Genomic DNA, 21,779 nt, shown 5'->3' with positions numbered 1-21,779 from the left:
CGGTGTCTGACTCCCGAAGGGTGTCAGACACCACCCGCGATGTGCTTGCATCGCACGCGCAACGGCATTGATCGGTGTCTGACTCCCGAAGGGTGTCAGACACCGCCAGCGATGTGCTTGCATCGCACGCGTAACGGCATTGATCGGTGTCTGACTCCCGAAGGGTGTCAGACACCACCAGCGATGCGCTTGCATCGCACGCGTAACGACGTTGACGGTGTCTGACTCCCGAAGGGTGTCAGACACCTTGCCAGGAAGGGAAGCGTCTGGCGGCTAGTCCAGCAGCGTGGTCTTGTCGACCAGTTCGTCTTTGCCGTAGAACTTCACGCCGATATGGATGCGGTCGCGGCCCTGTGCGCGGCGGTGGCGGTTGGTGTCGCGCAGCGAGTACACGCAGCCGCAGTATTCCTGCTGATAGAAGTTTTCGCGCTTGGCGATTTCGATCATGCGTTGCGAGCCGCCGCCCTTGCGCCAGTTGTAAGTCCAGTACACCAGGTCATCGTAGCGGGACGCCGCGCGTTCGCCGCAGCCGTTGATCTGGTTCATGTCTTTCCAGCGCGAGATGCCCAGCGAGCTGGTGATCGTGTCGAACCCATGCTCGTGCGCGTACAGCGCCGTGCGCTCGAAACGCATGTCGAAACACACGGTGCAACGTTCGCCGCGCTCGGGCGTGTGTTCCAGGCCCTTTACCCGTTCGAACCAGTTATCCATGTCGTAATCGGCATCGATGAACTCGATGCCGTGCTGCTCGGCAAAGCGGATGTTTTCCTGCTTGCGGATCTCGTATTCTTTGACCGGATGGATGTTCGGGTTGTAGAAAAAAATCGAATAGTCGATGCCCGAGGCCTGCATGGCTTCCATGACTTCGCCGGAACAGGGCGCGCAGCAAGAGTGCAGCAGCACCTTTTGGCGGCCGGCGGGCAGTTCGAGTTGAGGGCGCACGAATTCGGACATGGACAACGCTATTGCTGCGGTAAAAACCCTTATTTTACGCTGACTTGCCCTGTGGTCCAGGGGGGGCACCCGGGGCATCGCCCAGCACCTGCGTCCACAGCTCGCTGACGGCGGCGCGCTCTTCGGTCAATTGGTCTTGCGGCACGCGGGCTTTTTCGATGCCCTGCAGGCGCAATTGATGCTGCATGCGGCGCAGCGTGCGGTAGGCGTCGCCGGCGCGCTGCGCGAGCCCGGCCGAAATCAGGCCCGCCTCGGCAGCCAGGCGCAACAGGGCGATATTGCCCAGGTTATTGACCAGCACGCGGTGCGTGGCTGCATGGCACAGCACCAGATACTGTGTCGCGAATTCCACATCGACCATGCCGCCGCGGTCGTGCTTCAGGTCGAAGTCGCCGCTGTGGTTGGGGTGTCCCGCGCTGATCTTGTCGCGCATGGCCAGTACTTCGGTGCGCAGCGCTGCCGTATCGCGGGGCTGCACAAGCACTTCCGCGCGAATGCGCTCGAAGCGTGCTCCCACGGCGGTGTCGCCGGCCGCGTAGCGGGCCCGGGTCAGGGCCTGGTGTTCCCAGGCCCAGGCGTGCTTCAACTGGTATTGCTCGAACGCCTCGACCGACACGGCCAGCAGGCCGGCCTCGCCGTCGGGGCGCAGGCGCAGGTCGGTTTCGTACAGCCGCCCCGACGACGTCATCGTCGAGAGCCAGGACGTCATGCGGCGGCCAAGCTTGGCATAGACCTCGGCGGCGTCCTCGCGGGGGTCGTCAAACAAGTACACCAGATCCAGGTCGGACGCATAGCCCAGTTCTTTGCCGCCCAGCTTGCCGTAGGCGATGACCGCAAAGCGCGGTTCGGCCCCGGGCACGCGGTTGACCAGGGGCCACACGCGCCGCACGGTCTCGGCCAGCAGCATGTCCGCCAGTGCCGATAGCTGGTCGGCCAGCTTCTCGACAGTCAGTTGCCCTTCAAGGTCCTGCGCCAGCAGTTGAAAGCTGACCTGCCGCTGTATGTCGCGCATCAGGTTCATCTGCCGCTCGATATCCGGATCGCCGTCGGGCAGTACGCAGGCGTCCAGGTCGGCGGCCAGCTGCCGGGCCAGCTGCGCGAAATCCACCGATTCGAACAGCGTGCGCCAGTCGATCAGGCTGTCGAGCAGCAAAGGAGACTGGGTGAGGTTCTGCGCGGCCCAGGGGCTGGCTGCCACCATGCGCGCCACGCGGGCCAGTGTGTCGGGATATTCGGCCAGCAGCGCCAGATAGGCGCTTCGCTGGGCTATGGTCTCGATCAGGTCGAACAGGCGTATGGCGGCTTCGCGCGGGGCCGGCGTCTGCAGGGCCGCCTGCACGGCGGCGGGCAGCAGGGCATCGAGCCGCCGCCGGCTGCTGTCGGGCAGGGCGCGTATCCGATGGCTGTCCAGCAACGATTCCGCGCGCCTGAGCAGGTCATCGGCATCGTCTCCGAACGCCTGGCGTATCTGCATGGCCAGGCGGCTTTCGGCATCGTCTGCCGCCGGCGCCGGGCACCCGGGCGTGGCGCAGGGCGAGGCGCCGGGCGCGTCGTCTCCTCCCACGCCGGCCAGGCGGAAGGCATTGCGGAACATGCGGGACACAAAGCCCCGGTGTGCGGCCAGGGTGGTTTCGAACGCGTCTGCGTCCATGCCGAGGGCGGCGGCCAGGCGTGCGCGCTGCGCGGGGTCCCCGGGCAACAGATGGGTCTGCTCGTCTTCACGGTATTGCAGCACGTGTTCCACGCGGCGCAGGAACCGGTAGGCCGCCTCCAGGTTCGCGGCATCGTCGGGGCTGACCAGGCCGGCGTCGCGTTCGGCATGCAACGCGGCCAGCAGGCCGCGCCTTTGCAGGGCCGGCATGCGTCCGCCGCGCACCAGCTGGAACAGCTGCACCACGAATTCGATTTCGCGGATGCCGCCGTCGCCCAGCTTGATGTTATGGGCGGTATCGACGCCGTTGCGCGCCAGGGCGCGCCGCTGCCAGTCCTGGCGGATCCGTTCGCGCAGCGAGCGCAATGACGACAGGGTGTCGAAGTCAAAATATTTGCGGTACACAAAAGGCACGCGCAGGCTCTCGAGCTGGCGCGCCTGCGCTGCGCAGTCGCTGTCCGGAAATGCCTGCGCCGGAATCAGGCGCGCTTTCAGCCATGCATAGCGTTCCCACTCGCGGCCTTGCGCCACCAGGTAGTGCTCCAGCGCATCCAGGCTCCACGCCGGGGGCCCGGCGTCGCCGTCGGGGCGTAGCCGCAGGTCGGTGCGAAACACCTGCCCATGGGCATCCACCTCGGACAGCACGGGCATCATGCGGCGCGTCAGGCGGCCATAGAACTCGTGGTGGCTGATGCGGCGGGGCCCCTCGGTTTCGCCTTCCTCGCCATACAGCATGATCAGATCGATGTCCGACGATACATTCAGTTCGCAACCGCCGAGCTTGCCCATGCCCACGATCAGCATTTCCTGGGGCGCGCCGGTGGCGGGGTCGCGCGGCAAGCCATGCACCTGGGCCAGCTCGGCGGCCACGCTGCGGTAGGCGGCCGCCACCGCCAGGTCGGCCAATGCCGACATGGCGCCCACCACTTCTTCCAGGCTTGCCTGGCCGGCCACGTCGCGCACCATCAGCGCGGTGAACACCCGTTCGCGCAATCGGCGCAGGACCTCGCGGCATTGGTCCACCGGCAGCGTTTCAGGGGCTTGCGGGCCTGCCAGTTCGGCCTGCCAGGACGCCAGCGCATTGGGCGTGACAGGATGGCGTGCGGCGCTTTCGAGCCACGCTGCCAGATCGGGATGCGCATCGACACGGCGGCGCAGGTAGCCCGACCAGGCCAGGGCAGGGGCAAGCAGGGAAGCAGACATGGGGATGGAAGGCAGACGGAAAGGCGCGTTTCAGGTATAAGGGGACGATACCCCAAGACGCCATATCCTGCCCACTCTTCTGTGTCTCTGCCCGCCAAAGCCGCCCGGTTTCTTTTATGGTTTGCCCTGGCCGCCTATCTCATCGCGGCCGTCTTGCTGCTCGGCTTGCGGTACTGGGTACTGCCGCAGATAGACCACTGGCGCCCGCGCATCGAAGCCTATGCCAGCCAGGCGCTGGGCGCGCGGGTCGAGATCGGCAGCCTGGCTGCCGACTGGCGCGCGCTGAACCCGTCGCTCACGCTACACGGACTGACCATCTATGGCGAAGACGCGACGCCCGTACTGATGCTGCCGTCGGTGTCGGCGGTGCTGGGCTGGCGCAGTGCGTTGACGCTGTCGCCCACACTGCTGAGCCTGCGCATTGAAGGCCCGGAATTGCAGGTGCGGCGCGACGCGGGCAATCGCCTGTGGGTGGCGGGCCAGTCGATCGCCCTGGACGCCGGACAAGATGCGCGTGGCTCGTCGCGCCTGTTGCATTGGCTGGGCGCGCAACGCGATCTGGCGCTGCTCAACGCCACGGTGCATTGGCAAGACGATTATCGCCAGGCGCCGCCGGTCACCTTTGAACAGGTAAGCCTGCGCGTGTACAACGGCGCGCTGTCGCACCGTTTTGCGTTACGTGCCGAACCTCCCGCAGAACTGGCGCGCGATGCGTCCGTGCGCGGCCGTATCGCGCGCCATGCGCTCCTGGGCGGCGGCTGGACGGGCGAACTGTATGCCGAAATCAATGATGCCGAGCCTGCGGCATGGGCCCCCTGGCTGCCCGTGCCGCAGATTGCGGGGCGCGGCGCCGCGCGCGCCTGGGTCGATCTGGACGACGGCGCGGTCACCGGCATGACGCTGGATACGGTGGTGCGTGGCGTGCGTTGGCACGCGGCCGACCGTTCGACGTGGGTGGGCGTAGACGAAGGCGCGTTGCGCCTGCAGGGCGCGCCGGGCGATGTGGTGCGATTGGCCGACGTCGCCCTGGTGCGCGGCGAGCCCGAAGCCGGCCTGGCGGTGCGCGGTGAACTGACGGGCTTGCGCGCCCATCTGCCGCAGGTTTTCGACCCCGCCTTGCTGCAGGCCGATACCGTACGGCTGGACGCCAGCGTGCGGCGTCCGGAAGCCGAGCCGGCGGTGGTCGATGTGCGCCAGCTCGATATCGTCAATGCCGATCTCGACGCGCGCCTGCACGGCCGCTGGACCAGCCAGGGCAAGACCGCCGCCGGCACGGCCGAGATCGGCGGCAACCTGGCCCGCGCGGCCATGCCGGCCATCTACAAGTACCTGCCGCTGGAGGTCAACGCCGACGCCCGCGAGTGGCTGGCCAGCGGCCTGCCCGCCGGCCAGGCCAGCGACGCGTCCGTCACCGTCAAGGGTGATCTTGATGATTTTCCCTTCGAAGACCCGGGCGACGTGGGCGAGTTCCGCATCGCGGGCGCCTATGCCGGGGCGGTCGTCGATTATGCGCCGGCGCACGGCAATACCAAGGGCTGGCCGCGGCTCGAGAATCTTTCGGGCCGTTTCGCCGTGGATAAAGTCAGCCTGTCGCTCGACAGCCCGGGCGGGGGCGTGGTTCATACGGGCAACGGGCAAACGGTAACGCTTGGCGCCGTCACGGCGTCTATTCCCGACATGGAGCACGCGTCTACGCTGTTCGTCGATGGGCAGACGGCCGGTCCGGTGCCGGCCTACCTGGCGCTGGCGCACCATTCGCCGCTGGGCGAATTGCTTGATGGCGCCCTGGATACGGCCGAAGGCTCCGGGCCGTGGCAGGTTGCGCTGAAGCTGGAAGTGCCGCTGCTGGACGCCGAAGAAACCAAGGTGGACGGTCGCATCACCTTCAACGACAACACGTTCCGCTTTGTGCCGCAAATGCCCGAGCTGCGCAATCTGCGAGGCGACTTGCGTTTTTCGGAGCTGGGGCTGCATACGGATGGCCTGCATACCGTGTTCCTGGGCGGCCCGGCCACCATAGCCGGCAAGCTCGAACAGGACGGCGACGCCTTGCGCGTGTCCGGCACGCTGCCAGCGCAAGGGCTGGCCCAATGGGGCGGCAATGCGGTGCTGCGGCGCCTGTCGGGCCAGACGCATTACCGGGGTCTGGTGGGCTACGGGTCCGACGGGGCCTTGGATATTACTGTGGAGTCCGACCTGGCCGGACTGGCGGTCGACATGCCCGCGCCGGTGGGCAAGAAAGCGAACGAAACGCGGGCCCTGAAGGTACGTTGGCAACCGGTCGCGTCTGCCGCGGGCAGGCGCGACCGACTGTCGGCCAGCCTGGGCGCGGCGTTGTCGCTTGTGCTTGAGCACGAGCGCTCGGCGCGCGCAGCGCCTTATTTTTCGCGCGGCGCGCTGGGCGTGAACCGTCCGGCGGCACTGCCGCCATCGGGGCTGGTTGCCGATATACAGTGGCCGGACATCGATCTCGACGCTTGGGAAGCCATCGCGGCCGAGGCAGACCCGCCCGGGCCGGCAGGCAAATCGGCGTCCGGCCGCAGCCAGCTTGTTCTGCCGCCGCTGAACCGCGTCTTCCTGCAAGCCGATAAACTGCATACCGGCGATTGGACGATCGACAAGCTGAGCCTGAACGCCGTGCGGCCCAAACCCCAGCACTGGCAGGTCACGCTGGACTCGCGCCAGGCCGCCGGTTCGCTGGCCTGGCAAGAGGCTTCCGGCGCCATCGCCGGCCAGGTTACGGCGCGCCTGACTCACCTGGCCCTGGGCGACCCGGACAAGGCCGACACGGCCGACCCGCCCACCCAGAGCGACGATCTATCCGATATCCCCGCCATCGATTTGCGGGCCGAGCAGTTTTCGCTGTATGGCCATCCCCTGGGCACCCTGGAAGTGCAGGGTACCAACCTGGCGCGCGGAAAGTCCTGGCGCCTGGACAAGCTGCGCATATCCAATCCGTCAGCCACGCTGGACGCCACCGGTAATTGGCGCCTGGCCGGGGCCGATCGCGGGCTCACCGTGGATGCCGTGGGCGACTTCAAGAACCTGGGGGCTTTCCTGGACGGCATGGGCATGCCGCAGGTCATGGTTGACGGCCATGGCACGGTCACAGGCAAGCTGACGTGGCACGACTTTCCATGGACCCACGACCTGGCCAAGATTGAAGGCGAAGCGCGCGTCAACCTGGACAAGGGGCGCCTGCTGAAGGTGAATTCGCGCAGCGCGCGCCTGCTGGAGCTGCTGTCGCTGCAGTCGCTGCAGCGGCTGGCCAAGTTGGAGTTCAACCCCGCCAACCTGGTGCGCGACGGCTTTCCGTTTGACACCATCCGCGGCGACATGGCGCTGGGCCGAGGCATCATGCACACCGAGGGTTACAAGTTGATCAGCCCCGTGGCCACCATCGTGCTGGCGGGCGACACCGACATCGTGACCGAGCAGTGGAACCTGCACGCCGCGGTGATCCCCAATCTGGATGCCAGCGGCGCCGCGATGGTCACCGCGCTGGCCGTGAATCCGCTGATCGGGCTGGGTGCATTCTTGACGCAGTGGCTGCTGAAACACCCGCTGGCCCACGCCATGACCATGGAATATACCGTTACCGGCCCTTGGGATGACCCCAAACTGCAGCCGGTGGAAACCAAGCCGCCGCCCAAGCCGGGCCCGGTCGAGGGTTTCATCGAGCATTGAACCGGCCCGCCGAGCCGGCCGCCGGCGCCTGATGAACCGCGCGGGCCGGCGTGAACGGGCAACCGCTGCCCGGCAACTCGCGGATGCCGGGCAGGGCGCGCGTTATTTCTTCATCATCTCGAAGAATTCGGCGTTGGTCTTGGTGGCGCGCATCTTGTCGAGGATGAACTCCATCGACTGTACTTCGTCCATGTCGTGGATGAACTTGCGCAGCACCCAGACTTTCTGCAGCAACTCGGGCTTGATCAGCAGCTCTTCGCGGCGCGTGCCCGACTTGTTCAGGTTGATGGCCGGATAGACGCGCTTTTCGGCCAGGCGGCGTTCAAGGTGGACTTCGGAGTTGCCGGTGCCCTTGAATTCTTCATAGATGACTTCATCCATGCGGCTGCCGGTTTCGATCAGCGCCGTGCCCAGGATGGTGAGCGAGCCGCCTTCTTCGAGGTTGCGCGCCGCGCCGAAGAAGCGCTTGGGACGCTGCAGGGCATTGGCGTCCACACCGCCGGTCAGCACCTTGCCCGAGGCCGGCACCACCGTGTTGTAGGCGCGCGCCAGGCGGGTGATGGAATCCAGCAGGATCACCACGTCTTTCTTCATTTCGACCAGGCGCTTGGCCTTCTCGATGACCATCTCGGCCACCTGGACGTGGCGGGTGGCCGGCTCGTCGAAGGTGGAGGCCACGACTTCACCGCGCACGGTACGCTGCATTTCGGTGACTTCTTCGGGGCGCTCGTCTACCAGCAGGACGATCATTACCGCGTCCGGGTAGTTGGTGGTGATGGCGTGCGCAATGTGCTGCATCATCACCGTCTTGCCCGACTTGGGGCTGGCCACGATCAGGCCGCGCTGCCCTTTGCCGATGGGCGCGAAGATGTCCATGATGCGGCCGGTGAGGTTTTCTTCGCTCTTGATGTCGCGTTCGAGGCGCAGCGGCTGGTTGGGATGCAGCGGCGTCAGGTTCTCGAACATGATGCGATGCTTGATCGCCTCGGGCGCCACGCCATTGACCTTGTCGACCTTGACCAGGGCGAAATAGCGCTCGCCGTCTTTGGGGGTGCGGACTTCGCCTTCGATGGAGTCGCCCGTGTGCAGGTTGAAGCGCCGGATCTGCGACGGCGAGATGTAGATGTCGTCGGTGCTGGCCAAGTACGAGGTTTCGGGGGAACGCAAAAATCCGAAACCGTCGGGCAGTACTTCCAGCACGCCGTCGCCGAAAATCTGCTCGCCCTGCTTGGCCCGCCGTTTCATGATGGCGAACATGAGCTCTTGCTTGCGCAAGCGGTTGGCGTTTTCGATTTCCAGGCCGGCGGCCATTTCCAGCAGCTGCGAGACGTGCAGCGCCTTCAGTTCATTAAGGTGCATCGCGGTGAAAGGGGGATATCAGAGAAGGGCTTTGGCGGCGGGCCACGGACGGGCCCGCGCGGCATATGGGCGCCGGCAGTGCCGGCGCACGGGATTCACGTAGTTTACAACGCGCCGTCCAGGAAGGCGGTGAGTTGCGATTTAGACAGCGCGCCGACCTTGGTGGCGGCTGCCTGGCCATTCTTGAACAGCATCAGGGTGGGAATGCCGCGAATGCCGTACTTGGCCGCGGTATCCTGGTTTTCGTCGACGTTGAGCTTGGCGACCGTCAGGCGGCCGGCGTATTCGGCGGCGACTTCTTCCAGGATGGGGGCGATCATTTTGCACGGGCCACACCAGGCGGCCCAGTAATCGACCAGCACCGGCTGGCTGGACTTGATCACATCGGCCTCGAAGCTTGCGTCGCTGACGTTCTTGATTTGCTCGCTCATGGTGATTCTCGGTTCAGCAGCATGGGCCGCGCGGGCGACTCTGCCGTTTTCGGTTTGTTCTGGATGGATAAAAACAAGGATTCAAGCATACCACTGTTGATAACAACAGGGGTCGCCGCTTTTGTGTAGGATGTGGCGGCGCGGCCCCGGGGCATCGCCGGCCTGGTAGGCGCGGCAGCCGGACTGCAAGCACTCCATGGTACCGAATTCGGGCGTGGTCAGGTCGTGCGCATCCCACCTCAGGCCGCGCAGAATCTGGACTTGTCCGTAAAATGTCGGTTTTTTTCCACAGATGTTGGGGATAACTTGGCTACACCACGTTACACCGAAGCGTCCATCCGGGTTCTGAAGGGGCTCGAGCCCGTTCGCCAGCGCCCGGGCATGTACACCCGCACCGAAAATCCCTTGCACGTGGTGCAAGAGGTCATCGACAACGCCGCCGACGAGGCGCTGGCCGGCTATGGCAAGCAGATCCAGGTCACCCTGCACACCGATGGCAGCGTGTCGGTCGAAGACGACGGGCGCGGCATTCCGGTAGGGTTGCATCCCGAAGAAAACGCTCCGGTGGTCGAACTGGTATTCACCCGGCTGCATGCGGGCGGCAAGTTCGACAAGCAGGGCGGCGGCGCCTACGCGTTCTCGGGCGGGCTGCACGGGGTGGGGGTGTCGGTCACCAACGCGCTGGCCAGCCGCCTTGAGGTGGTGGTGTGGCGCGATGGCGGCGCGCACCGCCTGGTGTTCCAGGGCGGCGACGTCGCCGAAAGCCTGGCCCCGCATTCCGAGCCCGGGCGCAAAAAGTCCGGCACCCGCGTACGGGTCTGGCCCGACGCCAAGTACTTCGACAGCCCGCACATTCCGCTGGGCGAACTGACGCACTTGCTGCGCAGCAAGGCCGTTCTGCTGCCGGGCGTCAAGGTCACGCTGGTCACCGAGAAAACCGGCGACACCCGAACGTGGCAGTACGCCGAAGGGCTGCGCGGCTATCTGTCCGAGGCGCTGGCCGGCGCGGCGCTCATGGTGCCGTTCTTCGAAGGGCAGCAATACGCCGACGCCGACCACGAAACCTTCGCCGGCGGCGAAGGCGCGCAATGGGTGGTGGCCTGGACCGAAGACGGCAACGCCGTGCGCGAGTCTTACGTCAACCTCATCCCCACGCCGGCGGGCGGTACGCACGAATCGGGGCTGCGCGAAGGGCTGTTCGGCGCGGTCAAGGGTTTCGCCGAACTGCATGGCCTGTTGCCCAAGGGCGTCAAGCTGCTGCCCGAAGACGTGTTTGCCCGCGCCAGCTTTGTGCTTTCGGCCAAGGTGCTCGACCCGCAATTCCAGGGGCAGATCAAAGAGCGCCTGAACAGCCGCGACGCCGTGCGGCTGGTGGGAGGCTTCGTCAAGAGCGCGCTCGACCTCTGGCTGCACAGCAACGTCGAATATGGCAAGAAGCTGGCCGAACTGGCCATCCGCCAGGCCCAGGCGCGCGCGCGCTCGGCGCAGAAGGTCGAAAAGCGCAAGAGTTCGGGCGTTGCGGTGCTGCCGGGCAAGCTCACCGATTGCGAATCGTCCGACGCCAGCCGCACCGAAGTGTTCCTGGTCGAAGGCGATTCGGCGGGCGGCTCGGCCAAGATGGGCCGCGACAAGGAATTCCAGGCCATTCTGCCGCTGCGCGGCAAGGTGCTCAATTCCTGGGAAGTCGACCGCGATCGCCTGTTCGCCAACAACGAAATCCACGACATCGCGGTGGCCATAGGGGTGGATCCGCACGGGCCGGACGACACGCCCGACCTGTCGGGCCTGCGCTACGGTCGCATCTGCATCCTGTCCGATGCCGACGTAGACGGTTCCCACATCCAGGTGCTGCTGCTGACGCTGTTCTACCGCCATTTTCCCAGGCTGGTCGAGGCGGGGCATGTGTACGTGGCCAGGCCGCCGCTGTTCCGCCTGGACGTCCCCGCGCAAGGCAAGCGTCCGGCCCGCAAGATCTACTGCCTGGACACGGGCGAGCTCGAAGCGGCGCAGGACAAGCTGCGCAAGGAAGGCGTGCGCGAAGGCGCCTGGAGCATCAGCCGCTTCAAGGGGCTGGGCGAAATGAACCCCGAACAGCTCTGGGAAACCACCATGAACCCAGATACGCGGCGCCTGTTGCCGGTGGGCTACGGCGGCCTTACGCCCGAAGACACCACGCGCATGTTCGACATGCTGATGGGCAAGGGCGAATCTTCGCAGCGCCGCGCCTGGATCGAAGAAAAGGGCAACCTGGCCGAGCTCGACATCTGAGCCGCCCCGCCCGCCAGTCTTTACGCAACTCCGAAAACCAATGACAGACAGCAACCAACCCGGCCTGTTCGATGCGGCGGCCAACGAGGCCGACGAGGCCATCACGCTGGCCCGCTACGCCGAACAGGCTTACCTGGACTATGCGGTTTCCGTGGTGCGCGGCCGCGCCTTGCCCGATGTGGGCGATGGCCAGAAGCCCGTGCAGCGGCGCATCCTATATGCCATGCAGGACATGGGGCTGGGCCCTGGCGCCAAGCCGGTGAAATCCGCGCGCGTGGTCGGCGACGTGCTGGGCAAATACCATCCGCACGGCGACCAGGCTGCCTACGATGCCATGGTGCGCATGGCGCAGGACTTCACACTGCGCTATCCGCTGATCGACGGGCACGGCAACTTCGGTTCGCGCGACGGCGACAACGCGGCGGCCATGCGCTATACCGAAGCGCGCCTGACGCCTTTCTCGCGCCTGCTGATCGACGAACTCGAAGAGGGCACCGTTGATTTCGCGCCCAACTACGACGGCAGCCAGCTCGAGCCGCAGAGCCTGCCGGCGCGGCTGCCCGTCATGCTGCTCAACGGCGCGTCCGGCATTGCAGTGGGCATGGCCACTGAAATTCCGTCGCACAACCTGCGCGAAGTCGCCCAGGCCTGCGTTGCGCTCATCAAGCAGGCCAGGCTGCCTGACGAAGAACTGCACGCGATGGTGCCGGGGCCCGATTTCGCGGGCGGCGGCCAGATCATCACCCCGCCGGCCGATATCGCCCAGATTTACGCCACCGGCCGCGGTTCGCTCAAGGCCCGGGCCCGCTGGCGCTTCGAGGAGCTGGCGCGCGGGCAGTGGCAGCTGGTGGTGTATGAACTGCCGCCCGGCACGTCGTGCCAGAAGGTGCTCGAAGAAATCGAAGAAATCACCAACCCCAAGGTCAAGGCGGGCAAGAAAACGCTGACGCCCGACCAGCAGCAGAGCAAGGCCGTCATGCTCAATCTGCTGGACGCGGTGCGCGACGAATCCGGCAAGGACGCGGCCGTGCGGCTGGTGTTCGAGCCCAAGACCTCGCGCGTCGATCGCGACGAGTTCGTCAATACGCTGCTGGCCCAGACCAGCATGGAAAGCAGCGTGCCGGTCAACCTGGTGTGCATCGGCACCGACGGCCGGCCCCGGCAGAAGGGCCTGCGCGACATCCTGACCGAATGGGTGGCGTTTCGCACCGACACCGTGGTGCGGCGCACCCGCCATCGCCTGGACAAGGTCATCGACCGCATCCATGTGCTGGAAGGGCGCATGGTCGTGTACCTGAACGTGGACGAGGTCATCCAGACCATCCGCGAATCCGACGAGCCCAAGCCCGCGCTGATGGAACGCTTCCGGCTGTCGGAACGGCAGGCCGAAGACATTCTTGAAATGCGCCTGCGGCAGCTGGCCCGCCTGGAAGGCTTCAAGATAGAACAAGAACTGGCAGGCAAGCGCGAAGAGCAGGGCCGCCTGCAAGAGCTGCTGGACAATCCCGCTGCGCTCAAGCGCCTGCTCGTCAAGGAAATCGAGGCCGATGCCAAGCAATACGGCGACGACCGCCGCACGCTGATCGAAACGGCGGAGCGCGCGGTGCTGGAGACCAAGGTGCTGGACGAGCCGGTTACGGTCATCGTTTCGCAGAAGGGCTGGCTGCGGGCTCGCCAGGGGCACGGCCATGATGCGTCGCAGTTCAGCTTCAAGCAGGGCGACAGCATGTACGGCGCTTTCGAATGCCGCACCACCGACACCCTGATCGCCATCGGCGACAACGGCCGGGTGTACTCCGTGCCCGTGGCCGGGCTGCCGTCGGCGCGCGGCGATGGCCAGCCGGTCACCTCGATGATCGACCTGGGCCCCGGCACGCGCATTGTGCACAGCGTGGTGGCCAGCGCCGACACCCGCTGGCTGCTGGCCACGCAGCGCGGTTTCGGTTTCGCCGTGCGTCATGGCGACATGATGTCGCGCCAGCGCGCCGGCAAGCAGTTCATCACGCTCGAGCAGGGCGACGCGCTGCTGCGGCCGGTGCCGCTTTTCGAGGGCGCCAGGCAACTTGCGCTGCTGTCGGCCAAGGGCAAGTGCCTGGTCTTCGGGCTGGACGAGGTAAAGGTGCTTTCCGGCGGGGGGCGCGGCACTGTGCTCATGGGCCTGGACGCCGCCGACAAGCTGGCGCAAACCGTGCCTGTCGGTGCAGGCGGCCTGCGCGCAGCCGGCATCTACCGAAACAAGCCCACCGAAGACATTCTGGCCGGCGCGGCGCTGGAGCCCTACGTGGGCAAGCGCGCCCGCAAGGGCCGCATGCTGGACGTGCGGCCCAAGCAACCCGTGCTGTCACCGGTACTGTAAAGAAGCAAGAAGTCGGCCCGGAAATGGCGTCTGACGCCCTTGTGGGAGTCAGACGCCCCGGTAACCGGCAGGCACGCCAGTGTCTGGCTGCCGCGGGGGCTCAGACACTGGCGTGAGCGGCCTTCGGCGCCGTCAGGCGACGGCCAGGCCGCCGTTCTGGCGCTTTTCGCGCCGGCCTTGCATGGCCCACACCATGGCCAGCAGCAACAGCGCAGGCACATACACCCAGAACTCCGACGGGCGTTGCGGGTTGGGCGTCTTGACGCTGACCACATCCCAGCCTTGTTCCCAGCCTGCACGGCGGGCGCGGCTGCCGAACTGCACGGCGCCGATCTGCACCTGGTCGCCCAGCGCGGTCACCATCAGGCCGGCCTCGGCCAGACGCTTGCGGCCCGCGGCCGCGCCGGTGCTGGTGTCGTCTTCGGGCAGCGCGGGCAGTGCCACGGCCACCGTCTTGGTGAGCTCGTCGCCTTCGATGTTCATGCCATGCAGCACGGCCACCAGGCGGCCGCCATCGGGCATGTCTGCGGCGATGGAGACGATATCCGCGGCAGGCCGGTCTTCATACTTGTCCGATATGTGGTTCATGAACCAGTCCGGACGGAACAGCATGAAGGTCACCAGCAGCAGAATAACGACCTCGAACGCATTGCAGCGCACCCGCATCCAGCCCAGCGTGGCGGCCGCGAAAGTCAGCGATGCCAGCGTGGCGCCACCCACGACCAGCAGCAGTTCTGCCCACCCATGCACGTCGATCAGCAGCAGCAGCGGATTGAAGACGAACATGAAGGGTAGTACCGCCGTGCGCAGGGCGTACGTGGTTCCCTGTATGCCGGTCTTGATGGGGTCTTCGCCGGAGATCGCCGCCGCGGCGAACGTGGCCAGACCCACTGGCGGCGTAATGTCCGCCATGATGCCGTAATAGAACACGAACATGTGCACGGCGATCAGGGGAATCACCAGGCCGTTCTGCGCGCCCAGTTCCACCACTACCGGAGCCATCAGGGTGGCCATGAGGATATAGTTGGCGGTGGTCGGCATGCCCAGGCCCAGGATCAGGCACACCACGGCGGTGAAGACCAGCATCAGCAGCACGTTGCCCATCGAAATGAGTTCGACGAACGCGGTCATGCGCAGGCCCAGGCCGGTCAGCGTGATGGCGCCCACGATCAGGCCCGCGGTGCCGCAGGCGATGGCGATGCCGATCATGTTGCGTGCGCCGTCCTCCAGCCCGCCGATGGCTTCGCGCCAGCCGCGCCCCAAGGCGGGGGCGACCTCCTGGCCGCGGAACCAGGCCATGATGGGGCGTTGGGTGACCATCTGCAGCAGCATGGCCACAGCTGCCCAGAAGGCCGACAGCCCGGCCGACAGTTCTTCGATGCTCAGGCACCAGACCAGTATCCCGATGGGGATCAGGAAGTGCAGGCCCGCCCGCACCGTGGGCCAGGGTTCGGGCCGCACCGGGTTGGTGACGCTGATTTCTTCGGGCAGGTCGGGATGCTGCGCGGCGATGCGCAACAGCCAGATGTCCAGCGCCACCAGGATGGCAAGCAGTATCCACAGCGCGGCGTCGCCTGCGACGGCCTTGACCCCCATGCCGATCCAGTAGATCAGCCCCATGACGATCAGCGTGCCGGAAATGCCCATGCCCCAGCCGGCCAGCTTCTGCAGCGCCGTGCGCGGCTTGCCGCCGGCCATCATGGGCTGGATGCCCAGCTTGAGCGCTTCCAGATGCACGATGTAGAACAGCGCGATATAGGAAATGGACGCGGGCAGGATGGCGTGGCGGATGATGTCCGTGTACGGAATGCCGACGTATTCGATCATCAGGAAAGCGGCGGCGCCCATCACCGGCGGCATGATCTGGCCGTTGACAGACGAAGCCGTTTCGATCGCGCCGGCCTTGACGCCGCCGTAACCGGCCTTTTTCATCAACGGAATGGTAAAGATGCCGCCCGTGACCACGTTGGCCACCGACGACGCCGACACCAGGCCGTTGACGGCCGACGACACCACGGCCACCTTGGCGGGCCCGCCGCGCAAATGGCCCAGCAGGGCGAACGATACCTGCATCATGTAATTGCCGGCGCCGCACTTGTCCAGCAGCGACCCCAGCAGCACGAAGATGAAGATGTATGACACTGACACGCCCAGCGCCACGCCGTACACCCCTTCGGTGGTCAGCCACATGTGCGAGGCCAGGCGTTCGATGGATGCGCCCCGGTGGGCCAGTACATCGGGCAGCCAGGGGCCTGCCAGCACATACAGCACGAACACGGCGCCCAGTACCGTCATGGGCAGGCCCAGCGAGCGGCGCGTGACTTCCAGCAGCAGCAGCAGGCCGATGGCGGCGGCGGTCACGTCCATCGTGGTGGGCTGCCCGGGGCGGCCCGCCAGCTCTTTATAGAAAAGGAACAGGTACGCACCGCAGAAAGCCGCGATGAAGGCCAGCACCCAGTCGTGCAGCGGCATCCGGTCGCGCGGGGAACTTTTGCGGGCGGGATAGGCCAGATAACCCAGGAACATCGCAATGCCCAGGTGCAGCGCGCGCGCCTCGGTGTCGTTGAAAATGCCCCAGCTCAACGCAAAGGGCAGGGGCGACGCATACCAAAGCTGGAACAGCGACCACATCAGGGCGCCGATGGCGAGCGTGGCGCCGGCGATGCCGCCGCACTGGCGCCCGCCGCGGTCGACATCCGCGACCAATTGTTCCAGATCGGCTGTCGTAGTAGACGGCTCGGTCTTCATTAATTTCCCCAGAATGTTCGGGTGGCCCGCAAGCGCGCGCCGCGCTGGTGCACGGTGCGCGCCGGGGCGCTATGGTGAAAAGCAGGGCCGGCCACGCCGCCGCGGTGCGCGCGTGGCCGGCCGGCGCAGCATTACAGCAGGCCTTTTTCCTTGAAGTACTTCTCGGCGCCGGGGTGCAGCGGCGCGGACAGGCCGTTCTTGACCATGTCTTCAGCCTTCAGGTGGGCAAAAGCGGGGTGCAGCTTCTTGAAGTCGTCGAGGTTGTCGAACACCGCTTTGACAACCGTGTAGACGGCCTCATCAGGCACATCCGCCGAGGTGACGAACGTGGCCGTCACGCCATAGGTGTTGGTGTCGTTGGGGTTGCTGGGATACAGGCCGCCGGGGATGGTGGCATGGGCATAGTAGGGGTACTTGTCCACCAGCTTGTCGACCGCCGGGCCCGTCAGCGACACCAGTTGCGCGCCGCACGTGGTGGTGGGGTCCTGGATGTTGGCCGAGGGGTGGCCCACGCCATAGAAGAAGCCGTCGATCTTGCCGTCGCACAGCGCCGAACCGTGCTCATCGGGGCGCAGTTCCGAAGCCAGGGCGAAGTCTTTCATCGTCCAACCCATGGTGGCCAGCAGCTCTTCCATCGAGGCGCGCGTGCCGGAGCCGGGGTTGCCCACGTTGAAGCGCTTGCCCTTGAAGTCTTCGAACGACTTGATGTTGGCTTCCTTGCGCGCCACTACGGTAAACGGTTCGGGGTGGATCGAGAACACCGAGCGCAGCTTGTCGAACTTGCCGGCGTCCTTGAACTGGCCCACGCCGTTGAAGGCGTTGTAGCCCACGTCGGATTGCACCACGCCCAGGTCCAGTTCGCCCGCCTTGATGGTGTTCACGTTGAACACCGAGCCGCCGGTGGACTCGACCGAGCAGCGGATGCCGTGCGAGGAACGGTCTTTATTGACCAGGCGGCAGATGGCGCCGCCGGCGGCGTAATAGACGCCCGTCACGCCGCCAGTACCGATGCTGACGAACTTCTGTTGCGCCGAAGCAGGCGTGGGAGCGGCGAATGCCATCGCCACCGCCGCGCACGCCGCGGCCAGTCCCCACCCTTTTTTAGTGCCCAAGGTGTGTTTGACAGACTTGCTCATACAAACTCCTTTTGAGGATTTTCCCCGTAAGAATACCGGTGTTTCCGGCGATTGGCGCGCCCGTGTCCGGGCGCGGCGTAGCGGCGCCGGGGTTGTGCCCTGGCGCGTCAATAATCCTACGACCGGGTCTGGGCAATGGCCGCGTCGATCGCGCCCGCCAGCCGCTCGGTCAGCTGGTCCAGTTCGTCGTCAGAAATAATAAAGGGCGGCGCCAGCAGTACGTGGTCGCCGCGCTGGCCGTCAATAGTACCGCCCATGGGGTAAACCATCAGCCCGCGGGACATGGCCTCGCGCTTGATGCGGGCATGCAGGCTGAGCTGGGGGTCGAACGTCTGCTTGGTGGCGCGATCAGCCACCAGTTCCACGCCCATGAACAGGCCGCGGCCGCGGATATCCCCGACGTGGGGATGCTCGCCCAGCGTTGCCTGCAGCCGCTCGCGCAGGCCCGCGCCCTGGTCGCGCACGCGCTGCAGCAGGCCGTCGCGCTGGATGACGTTCTGCACGGCCAGCGCGGCGGCGCAGGCGGTGGCATGGCCCAGGTAGGTGTGGCCGTGCTGGAAGAAGCCGGTTCCGGCGCTCATGGCAGCCACGATTTTTTCCTGCGCCATGACCGCGCCTATCGGCTGGTAGCCGCCGCCCAGCCCCTTGGCGATGGTGATCAGGTCGGGCACGACCTGCTCTTGTTCCACCGCATACAGGGTGCCGGTGCGCCCCATGCCGCACATGACTTCGTCGGCGATCAGCAGTACGCCGTAACGGTCGCACACTTCCCGGATGCGGCGGAAATAGCCCGGCACCGGTGTCAGGGCGCCTGCCGTGGCGCCCACCACCGGCTCGGCCACGAAAGCCATCACGCTGTCGGCGCCCAGCCGCGTGATGGTGTCGTCGAGTTCGCGAGCCAGGCGTTCGCCGTAGGCTTCCGGGGTCTCGTCGTCGCGGCGGTCGCGGTATTCGTAGCAGGGCGAAACGTGCGTGACGTCGATGAGCAGCGGCTTGAACTGCTCGCGGCGCCATTCGTTGCCGCCTACCGCCAGGGCGCCCAGCGTGTTGCCGTGGTAGCTCTGGCGACGGGCGATGATGTGCCGGCGCTGCGGCTGGCCGATTTCGACGAAATACTGCCGCGCCATCTTCAGCGCGGCCTCGACAGCCTCGGAGCCGCCCGACACAAAGTACGCATGGCTGGTTCCGGCCGGCGCGTGCTGCACCAGGTTGTCGGCCAGGCGCTCGGCCACTTCGGTGGTGAAGAAGCTGGTGTGCGCATAGGCCAACTGGTCGATCTGTGCGTGCATGGCCGCCTGCACATCGGGGTGGTTGTGGCCCAGGCACGACACGGCGGCGCCGCCGGATCCGTCCAGGTAGGCGCGCCCCGCGCTGTCATATAGCCAGGCGCCCTGGCCGCGTACCGCCACGGCAGGCGTGGCGCGCAATGATCGGTGAAAGACGTGGGTGGTGCTCATGTCGGTCGTATCAGGTAAGTAGGCAAGAAAGGGCGCCGCGCGGCGTCTGCGTGAAACATCCGGGGCGCGGCGGTCAGGGACTGTGCTGCATCGGGTGCGTAGACCAGAAAACCTTGTCGGCCTGCATGCGTTCTTCGATTTCGCTCAGGCGGTTCAGCACTTCGACGCCGCCGCGCGCCGTCAGGCGCGCGATCAGGTGTTCGGCCAGCCCGAGCAGGCCCGCCGTGGTATGGAAGAATGAGCCCGGACCCCGTTGCATTGGCTGGTGCCGCACGCCGTCGCGGTCGGGGCGCTCGAACACCAGCACGTGGCGCGCATCGACCGCCAGCGGCGACAACGCGTCGTCAGTCAGGGCGATAACCGCCACGCCCTGCTGCGCCGCCTGGCGCGCCAGCCGTACGGTGGCGGCGGGGTAGGGTGACTGTGAAATCGCGATCAATGCGTCGCAATCGCGCAGGTTATCGATAGATTCGGCTTCCAGTCCGCCCAGGCCGTCAATAAGTACGCTGTTGCGCAGCACCAGCTGGTACGCGTAATGCATCTGGAAGGCAATGCCAAAGGCAGAGCGCGTGCCCAGAAAGCCCACCTGGCGAGCCTGCAGCAAGGTCTTGACGGTGGCGTCAAAGGCTACCGAGCTGTTGAGCGAGCACACCGAGCGGATGGCGCGGGACTGCAGTTCGGTAAGGGCGTCGTGCCCCGGTGTGTCCGTGTCGCCTTGGGCGGCCTGCAGTTCGGCGGCCCGCTCGCGCAGGCTGGCGGGGCGCACGCCCGTCAGGGCAGCCTGGAAGGGCGCGCGGAAATCTTCGTAGCTGTCAAAGCCGGCAGCACGGGCCAGCCGCAGCATTGTGGCCGGCGCCACGCCCAATGCCTGGGCCTGGCGGCGCATGGACCACAGGCCCACCTCGGCGGGGTGGTCGGCTACCCAGTGCGCGGCGCGCTGCAGTTCGGGCGGCAATTGCTCGAGCAAGCTTTGCAACCGCTGTATGACCGGCAAAGGGGGCGAAGACAACACGGTTAAAAGAGGCCAGGCGCACAAAAAAACACATGATAAATAAATCCTGCACTAAAAAACATGTGTTTCCTGGCGCCTCAGGGTATTCCCCGACGCCTCGGGCAAGCTAATTGCTACCAGCCAGGGTGCAGGAGGATTTTCTCCGGGTAATAGGTAAATTGCACGCATTGTTCGTCAACTTGCCGAAATCTGAACGCATTTGTTCACATTTTATGGACAGGCAAGGTTGACCTGCGGCCCGGCAGCACATATTATCTGGGTAGAATGATTTGAGTAGAAATTAATCCTACTGAACTATTTTCAGTCATGAACAACGTCACGAAGCCCGAACCGTCCCAGCAGCATTACGATCTGCGCATTCTGCGTGCCCTGCGCCGCATCACGCGCTCGATCGCGCTGCATTCGCGCCAGCTGGCGGCGGTCAGCCACATCACGGCGCCGCAGCTGATGTGCCTGCGCACAGTAATCGCCAATGGGCCGCTTACTGCCACGGCTATCAGCCGTGAAATCCACGTCAGCCCCAGTACGGTGGTGGGCATACTCGACCGCCTCGAAGACAAAGGGCTGGTGCGGCGCGAGCGCGGTCGCGAAGACCGGCGCATCGTATTCGTAACCGCCACCGATGCCGGCCGCGAACTGGCCGACAAGGCGCCTTCTCCCCTGCAAAAGCACCTGGCCGACGCGTTGAACGCGTTGCCCGAGCTCGAGCAGGCCACCATCACGCTCGCGCTCGAGCGCATCGTCGCGCTGATGGAACAAGAAGGGCATGCGGTGGAAACGCATGGCGATGTGGCCTCGCCCATTCTTGAAGTTCCCACGGGCGGCACGCCACCTGAATCGGGACTGGTCGTATGAGGGAAGTGAATCTGGAACCCAACTCACCTATTACCACGGCTGCCCAGCCGGCGGCGGCGGCAGCGCGCGCGCAGTTCCGCGCCCCCCGCCGCAGCGACGGCGCCGCGCTGCATCGCCTCATATCCGAGTGCCCGCCACTCGACGTCAATTCCCTGTACGCCTATCTGCTGCTGTGCGAGCACTTTTCCGACACCTGCGTGGTGGCCGAAAGCGCCGGCGGCCGCATCGATGGGTTTGTTTCCGCTTATTTGCCACCCAACCGGCCCGACGTGATTTTCGTCTGGCAGGTTGCGGTGCATTCCCGCGCGCGCGGCCAGCGATTGGGCCGCGCCATGCTAGGCGAGCTCCTGCAGCGCCCGGGGCTCGCGCATGTTCGTCATCTTGAAACCACGGTGGGGCCTGGCAACCAGGCTTCGCGCCGTACTTTCGCCGGCCTGGCCGGCGAGCTCGGCGCGCATATCTCCGAACAGCCCTTCTTCGACAGGCAGCTGTTCGGGGGTGCGGACCATGACGACGAGATGCTGTTGAAGATAGGCCCGTTCTCGCTGCCGTCCCGCTAGGGGCGGCCAGGCAAGTGCCTATCGAAAGGGGATGCACGGGTTTCACGGTCTTGCGGGCCGTGCGGCACCGCTGTATCCGTCAATTCACGAAATGAAGGGAGG

General features: G+C 65.8%; 13 protein-coding genes. 5 read left to right on the top strand and 8 right to left on the bottom strand.

The window, feature by feature from the left end:
• Positions 1–273: 273 nt before the first annotated feature.
• A complete protein-coding gene (locus CAL18_RS10735) occupies positions 274–954 on the bottom strand; it encodes an epoxyqueuosine reductase QueH (RefSeq protein WP_026638364.1) in 681 nt (226 codons plus the stop codon).
• A 34-nt stretch (positions 955–988) separates the two neighbouring features.
• The gene (glnE, locus tag CAL18_RS10730; RefSeq protein WP_094817829.1) at positions 989–3,808 is read right to left on the bottom strand and encodes a bifunctional [glutamate--ammonia ligase]-adenylyl-L-tyrosine phosphorylase/[glutamate--ammonia-ligase] adenylyltransferase; all 2,820 of its coding nucleotides are present in this window, start codon (positions 3,806–3,808) and stop codon (positions 989–991) included.
• Positions 3,809–3,889: 81 nt separating this feature from the next.
• Here glnE and CAL18_RS10725 point away from each other — a divergent pair, with 81 nt between their 5' ends.
• On the top strand, positions 3,890–7,495 hold the full coding sequence (locus CAL18_RS10725; protein WP_249278399.1) for a YhdP family protein: 3,606 nt from the start codon (positions 3,890–3,892) through the stop codon (positions 7,493–7,495).
• A gap of 102 nt (positions 7,496–7,597) precedes the next feature.
• Here the strand turns inward: CAL18_RS10725 and rho are convergent, their stop codons facing one another.
• On the bottom strand, positions 7,598–8,854 hold the full coding sequence (rho, locus tag CAL18_RS10720) for a transcription termination factor Rho (RefSeq protein WP_026638361.1): 1,257 nt from the start codon (positions 8,852–8,854) through the stop codon (positions 7,598–7,600).
• Positions 8,855–8,958: 104 nt separating this feature from the next.
• Complete coding sequence (gene trxA / locus CAL18_RS10715; RefSeq protein ID WP_026638360.1) at positions 8,959–9,285, bottom strand: thioredoxin TrxA; 327 nt, start codon at positions 9,283–9,285, stop codon at positions 8,959–8,961.
• A gap of 306 nt (positions 9,286–9,591) precedes the next feature.
• Between trxA and CAL18_RS10710 the strand changes: the two genes are divergently transcribed.
• Together CAL18_RS10710 and parC are read left to right on the top strand one after the other, a co-directional pair.
• Positions 9,592–11,553, top strand: a complete 1,962-nt coding sequence (locus tag CAL18_RS10710; protein WP_170940320.1) for a DNA topoisomerase IV subunit B — start codon at positions 9,592–9,594, stop codon at positions 11,551–11,553.
• Positions 11,554–11,593: 40 nt separating this feature from the next.
• The gene (gene parC / locus CAL18_RS10705) at positions 11,594–13,909 is read left to right on the top strand and encodes a DNA topoisomerase IV subunit A (RefSeq protein WP_094817827.1); all 2,316 of its coding nucleotides are present in this window, start codon (positions 11,594–11,596) and stop codon (positions 13,907–13,909) included.
• Positions 13,910–14,041: 132 nt separating this feature from the next.
• Here parC and CAL18_RS10700 read toward each other — a convergent pair whose 3' ends face one another.
• From CAL18_RS10700 to CAL18_RS10685, 4 genes are all read right to left on the bottom strand, one after another.
• Complete coding sequence (locus CAL18_RS10700; protein WP_026638357.1) at positions 14,042–16,657, bottom strand: TRAP transporter permease; 2,616 nt, start codon at positions 16,655–16,657, stop codon at positions 14,042–14,044.
• 131 nt (positions 16,658–16,788) lie between these two features.
• Entirely contained in the window at positions 16,789–17,793 is a 1,005-nt protein-coding gene (locus CAL18_RS10695; protein ID WP_094817826.1) for a TAXI family TRAP transporter solute-binding subunit, read from the bottom strand.
• Between the two features lie 116 nt (positions 17,794–17,909).
• Positions 17,910–19,250, bottom strand: coding sequence for an aspartate aminotransferase family protein (locus CAL18_RS10690; RefSeq protein WP_026638355.1), 1,341 nt, complete (start codon positions 19,248–19,250; stop codon positions 17,910–17,912).
• A 73-nt stretch (positions 19,251–19,323) separates the two neighbouring features.
• Positions 19,324–20,226, bottom strand: a complete 903-nt coding sequence (locus CAL18_RS10685; RefSeq protein ID WP_231494521.1) for a MurR/RpiR family transcriptional regulator — start codon at positions 20,224–20,226, stop codon at positions 19,324–19,326.
• A gap of 342 nt (positions 20,227–20,568) precedes the next feature.
• Here CAL18_RS10685 and CAL18_RS10680 point away from each other — a divergent pair, with 342 nt between their 5' ends.
• The gene (locus CAL18_RS10680; RefSeq protein WP_026638353.1) at positions 20,569–21,117 is read left to right on the top strand and encodes a MarR family winged helix-turn-helix transcriptional regulator; all 549 of its coding nucleotides are present in this window, start codon (positions 20,569–20,571) and stop codon (positions 21,115–21,117) included.
• A complete protein-coding gene (gene ectA, locus CAL18_RS10675) occupies positions 21,114–21,677 on the top strand; it encodes a diaminobutyrate acetyltransferase (protein ID WP_094796260.1) in 564 nt (187 codons plus the stop codon). Before CAL18_RS10680 ends, ectA begins: the two co-directional genes overlap by 4 nt.
• Positions 21,678–21,779 lie beyond the last annotated feature (102 nt).

It is taken from the genome of Bordetella genomosp. 7 (assembly GCF_002261415.1).
Classification (GTDB): domain Bacteria; phylum Pseudomonadota; class Gammaproteobacteria; order Burkholderiales; family Burkholderiaceae_B; genus Bordetella_A.
This window is presented reverse-complemented; position numbering and strand designations above follow the sequence as displayed.

What these genes read in the sequence shown, in the direction of transcription:
- CAL18_RS10735 (WP_026638364.1), bottom strand. Translation starts at nt 954, where the DNA reads ATGTCCGAATTCGTGCGCCCTCAACTCGAACTGCCCGCCGGCCGCCAA.
- glnE (WP_094817829.1), bottom strand. Translation starts at nt 3,808, where the DNA reads ATGTCTGCTTCCCTGCTTGCCCCTGCCCTGGCCTGGTCGGGCTACCTG.
- rho (WP_026638361.1), bottom strand. Translation starts at nt 8,854, where the DNA reads ATGCACCTTAATGAACTGAAGGCGCTGCACGTCTCGCAGCTGCTGGAA.
- trxA (WP_026638360.1), bottom strand. Translation starts at nt 9,285, where the DNA reads ATGAGCGAGCAAATCAAGAACGTCAGCGACGCAAGCTTCGAGGCCGAT.
- parC (WP_094817827.1), top strand. Translation starts at nt 11,594, where the DNA reads ATGACAGACAGCAACCAACCCGGCCTGTTCGATGCGGCGGCCAACGAG.
- CAL18_RS10700 (WP_026638357.1), bottom strand. Translation starts at nt 16,657, where the DNA reads ATGAAGACCGAGCCGTCTACTACGACAGCCGATCTGGAACAATTGGTC.
- CAL18_RS10695 (WP_094817826.1), bottom strand. Translation starts at nt 17,793, where the DNA reads ATGAGCAAGTCTGTCAAACACACCTTGGGCACTAAAAAAGGGTGGGGA.
- CAL18_RS10690 (WP_026638355.1), bottom strand. Translation starts at nt 19,250, where the DNA reads ATGAGCACCACCCACGTCTTTCACCGATCATTGCGCGCCACGCCTGCC.
- CAL18_RS10680 (WP_026638353.1), top strand. Translation starts at nt 20,569, where the DNA reads ATGAACAACGTCACGAAGCCCGAACCGTCCCAGCAGCATTACGATCTG.
- ectA (WP_094796260.1), top strand. Translation starts at nt 21,114, where the DNA reads ATGAGGGAAGTGAATCTGGAACCCAACTCACCTATTACCACGGCTGCC.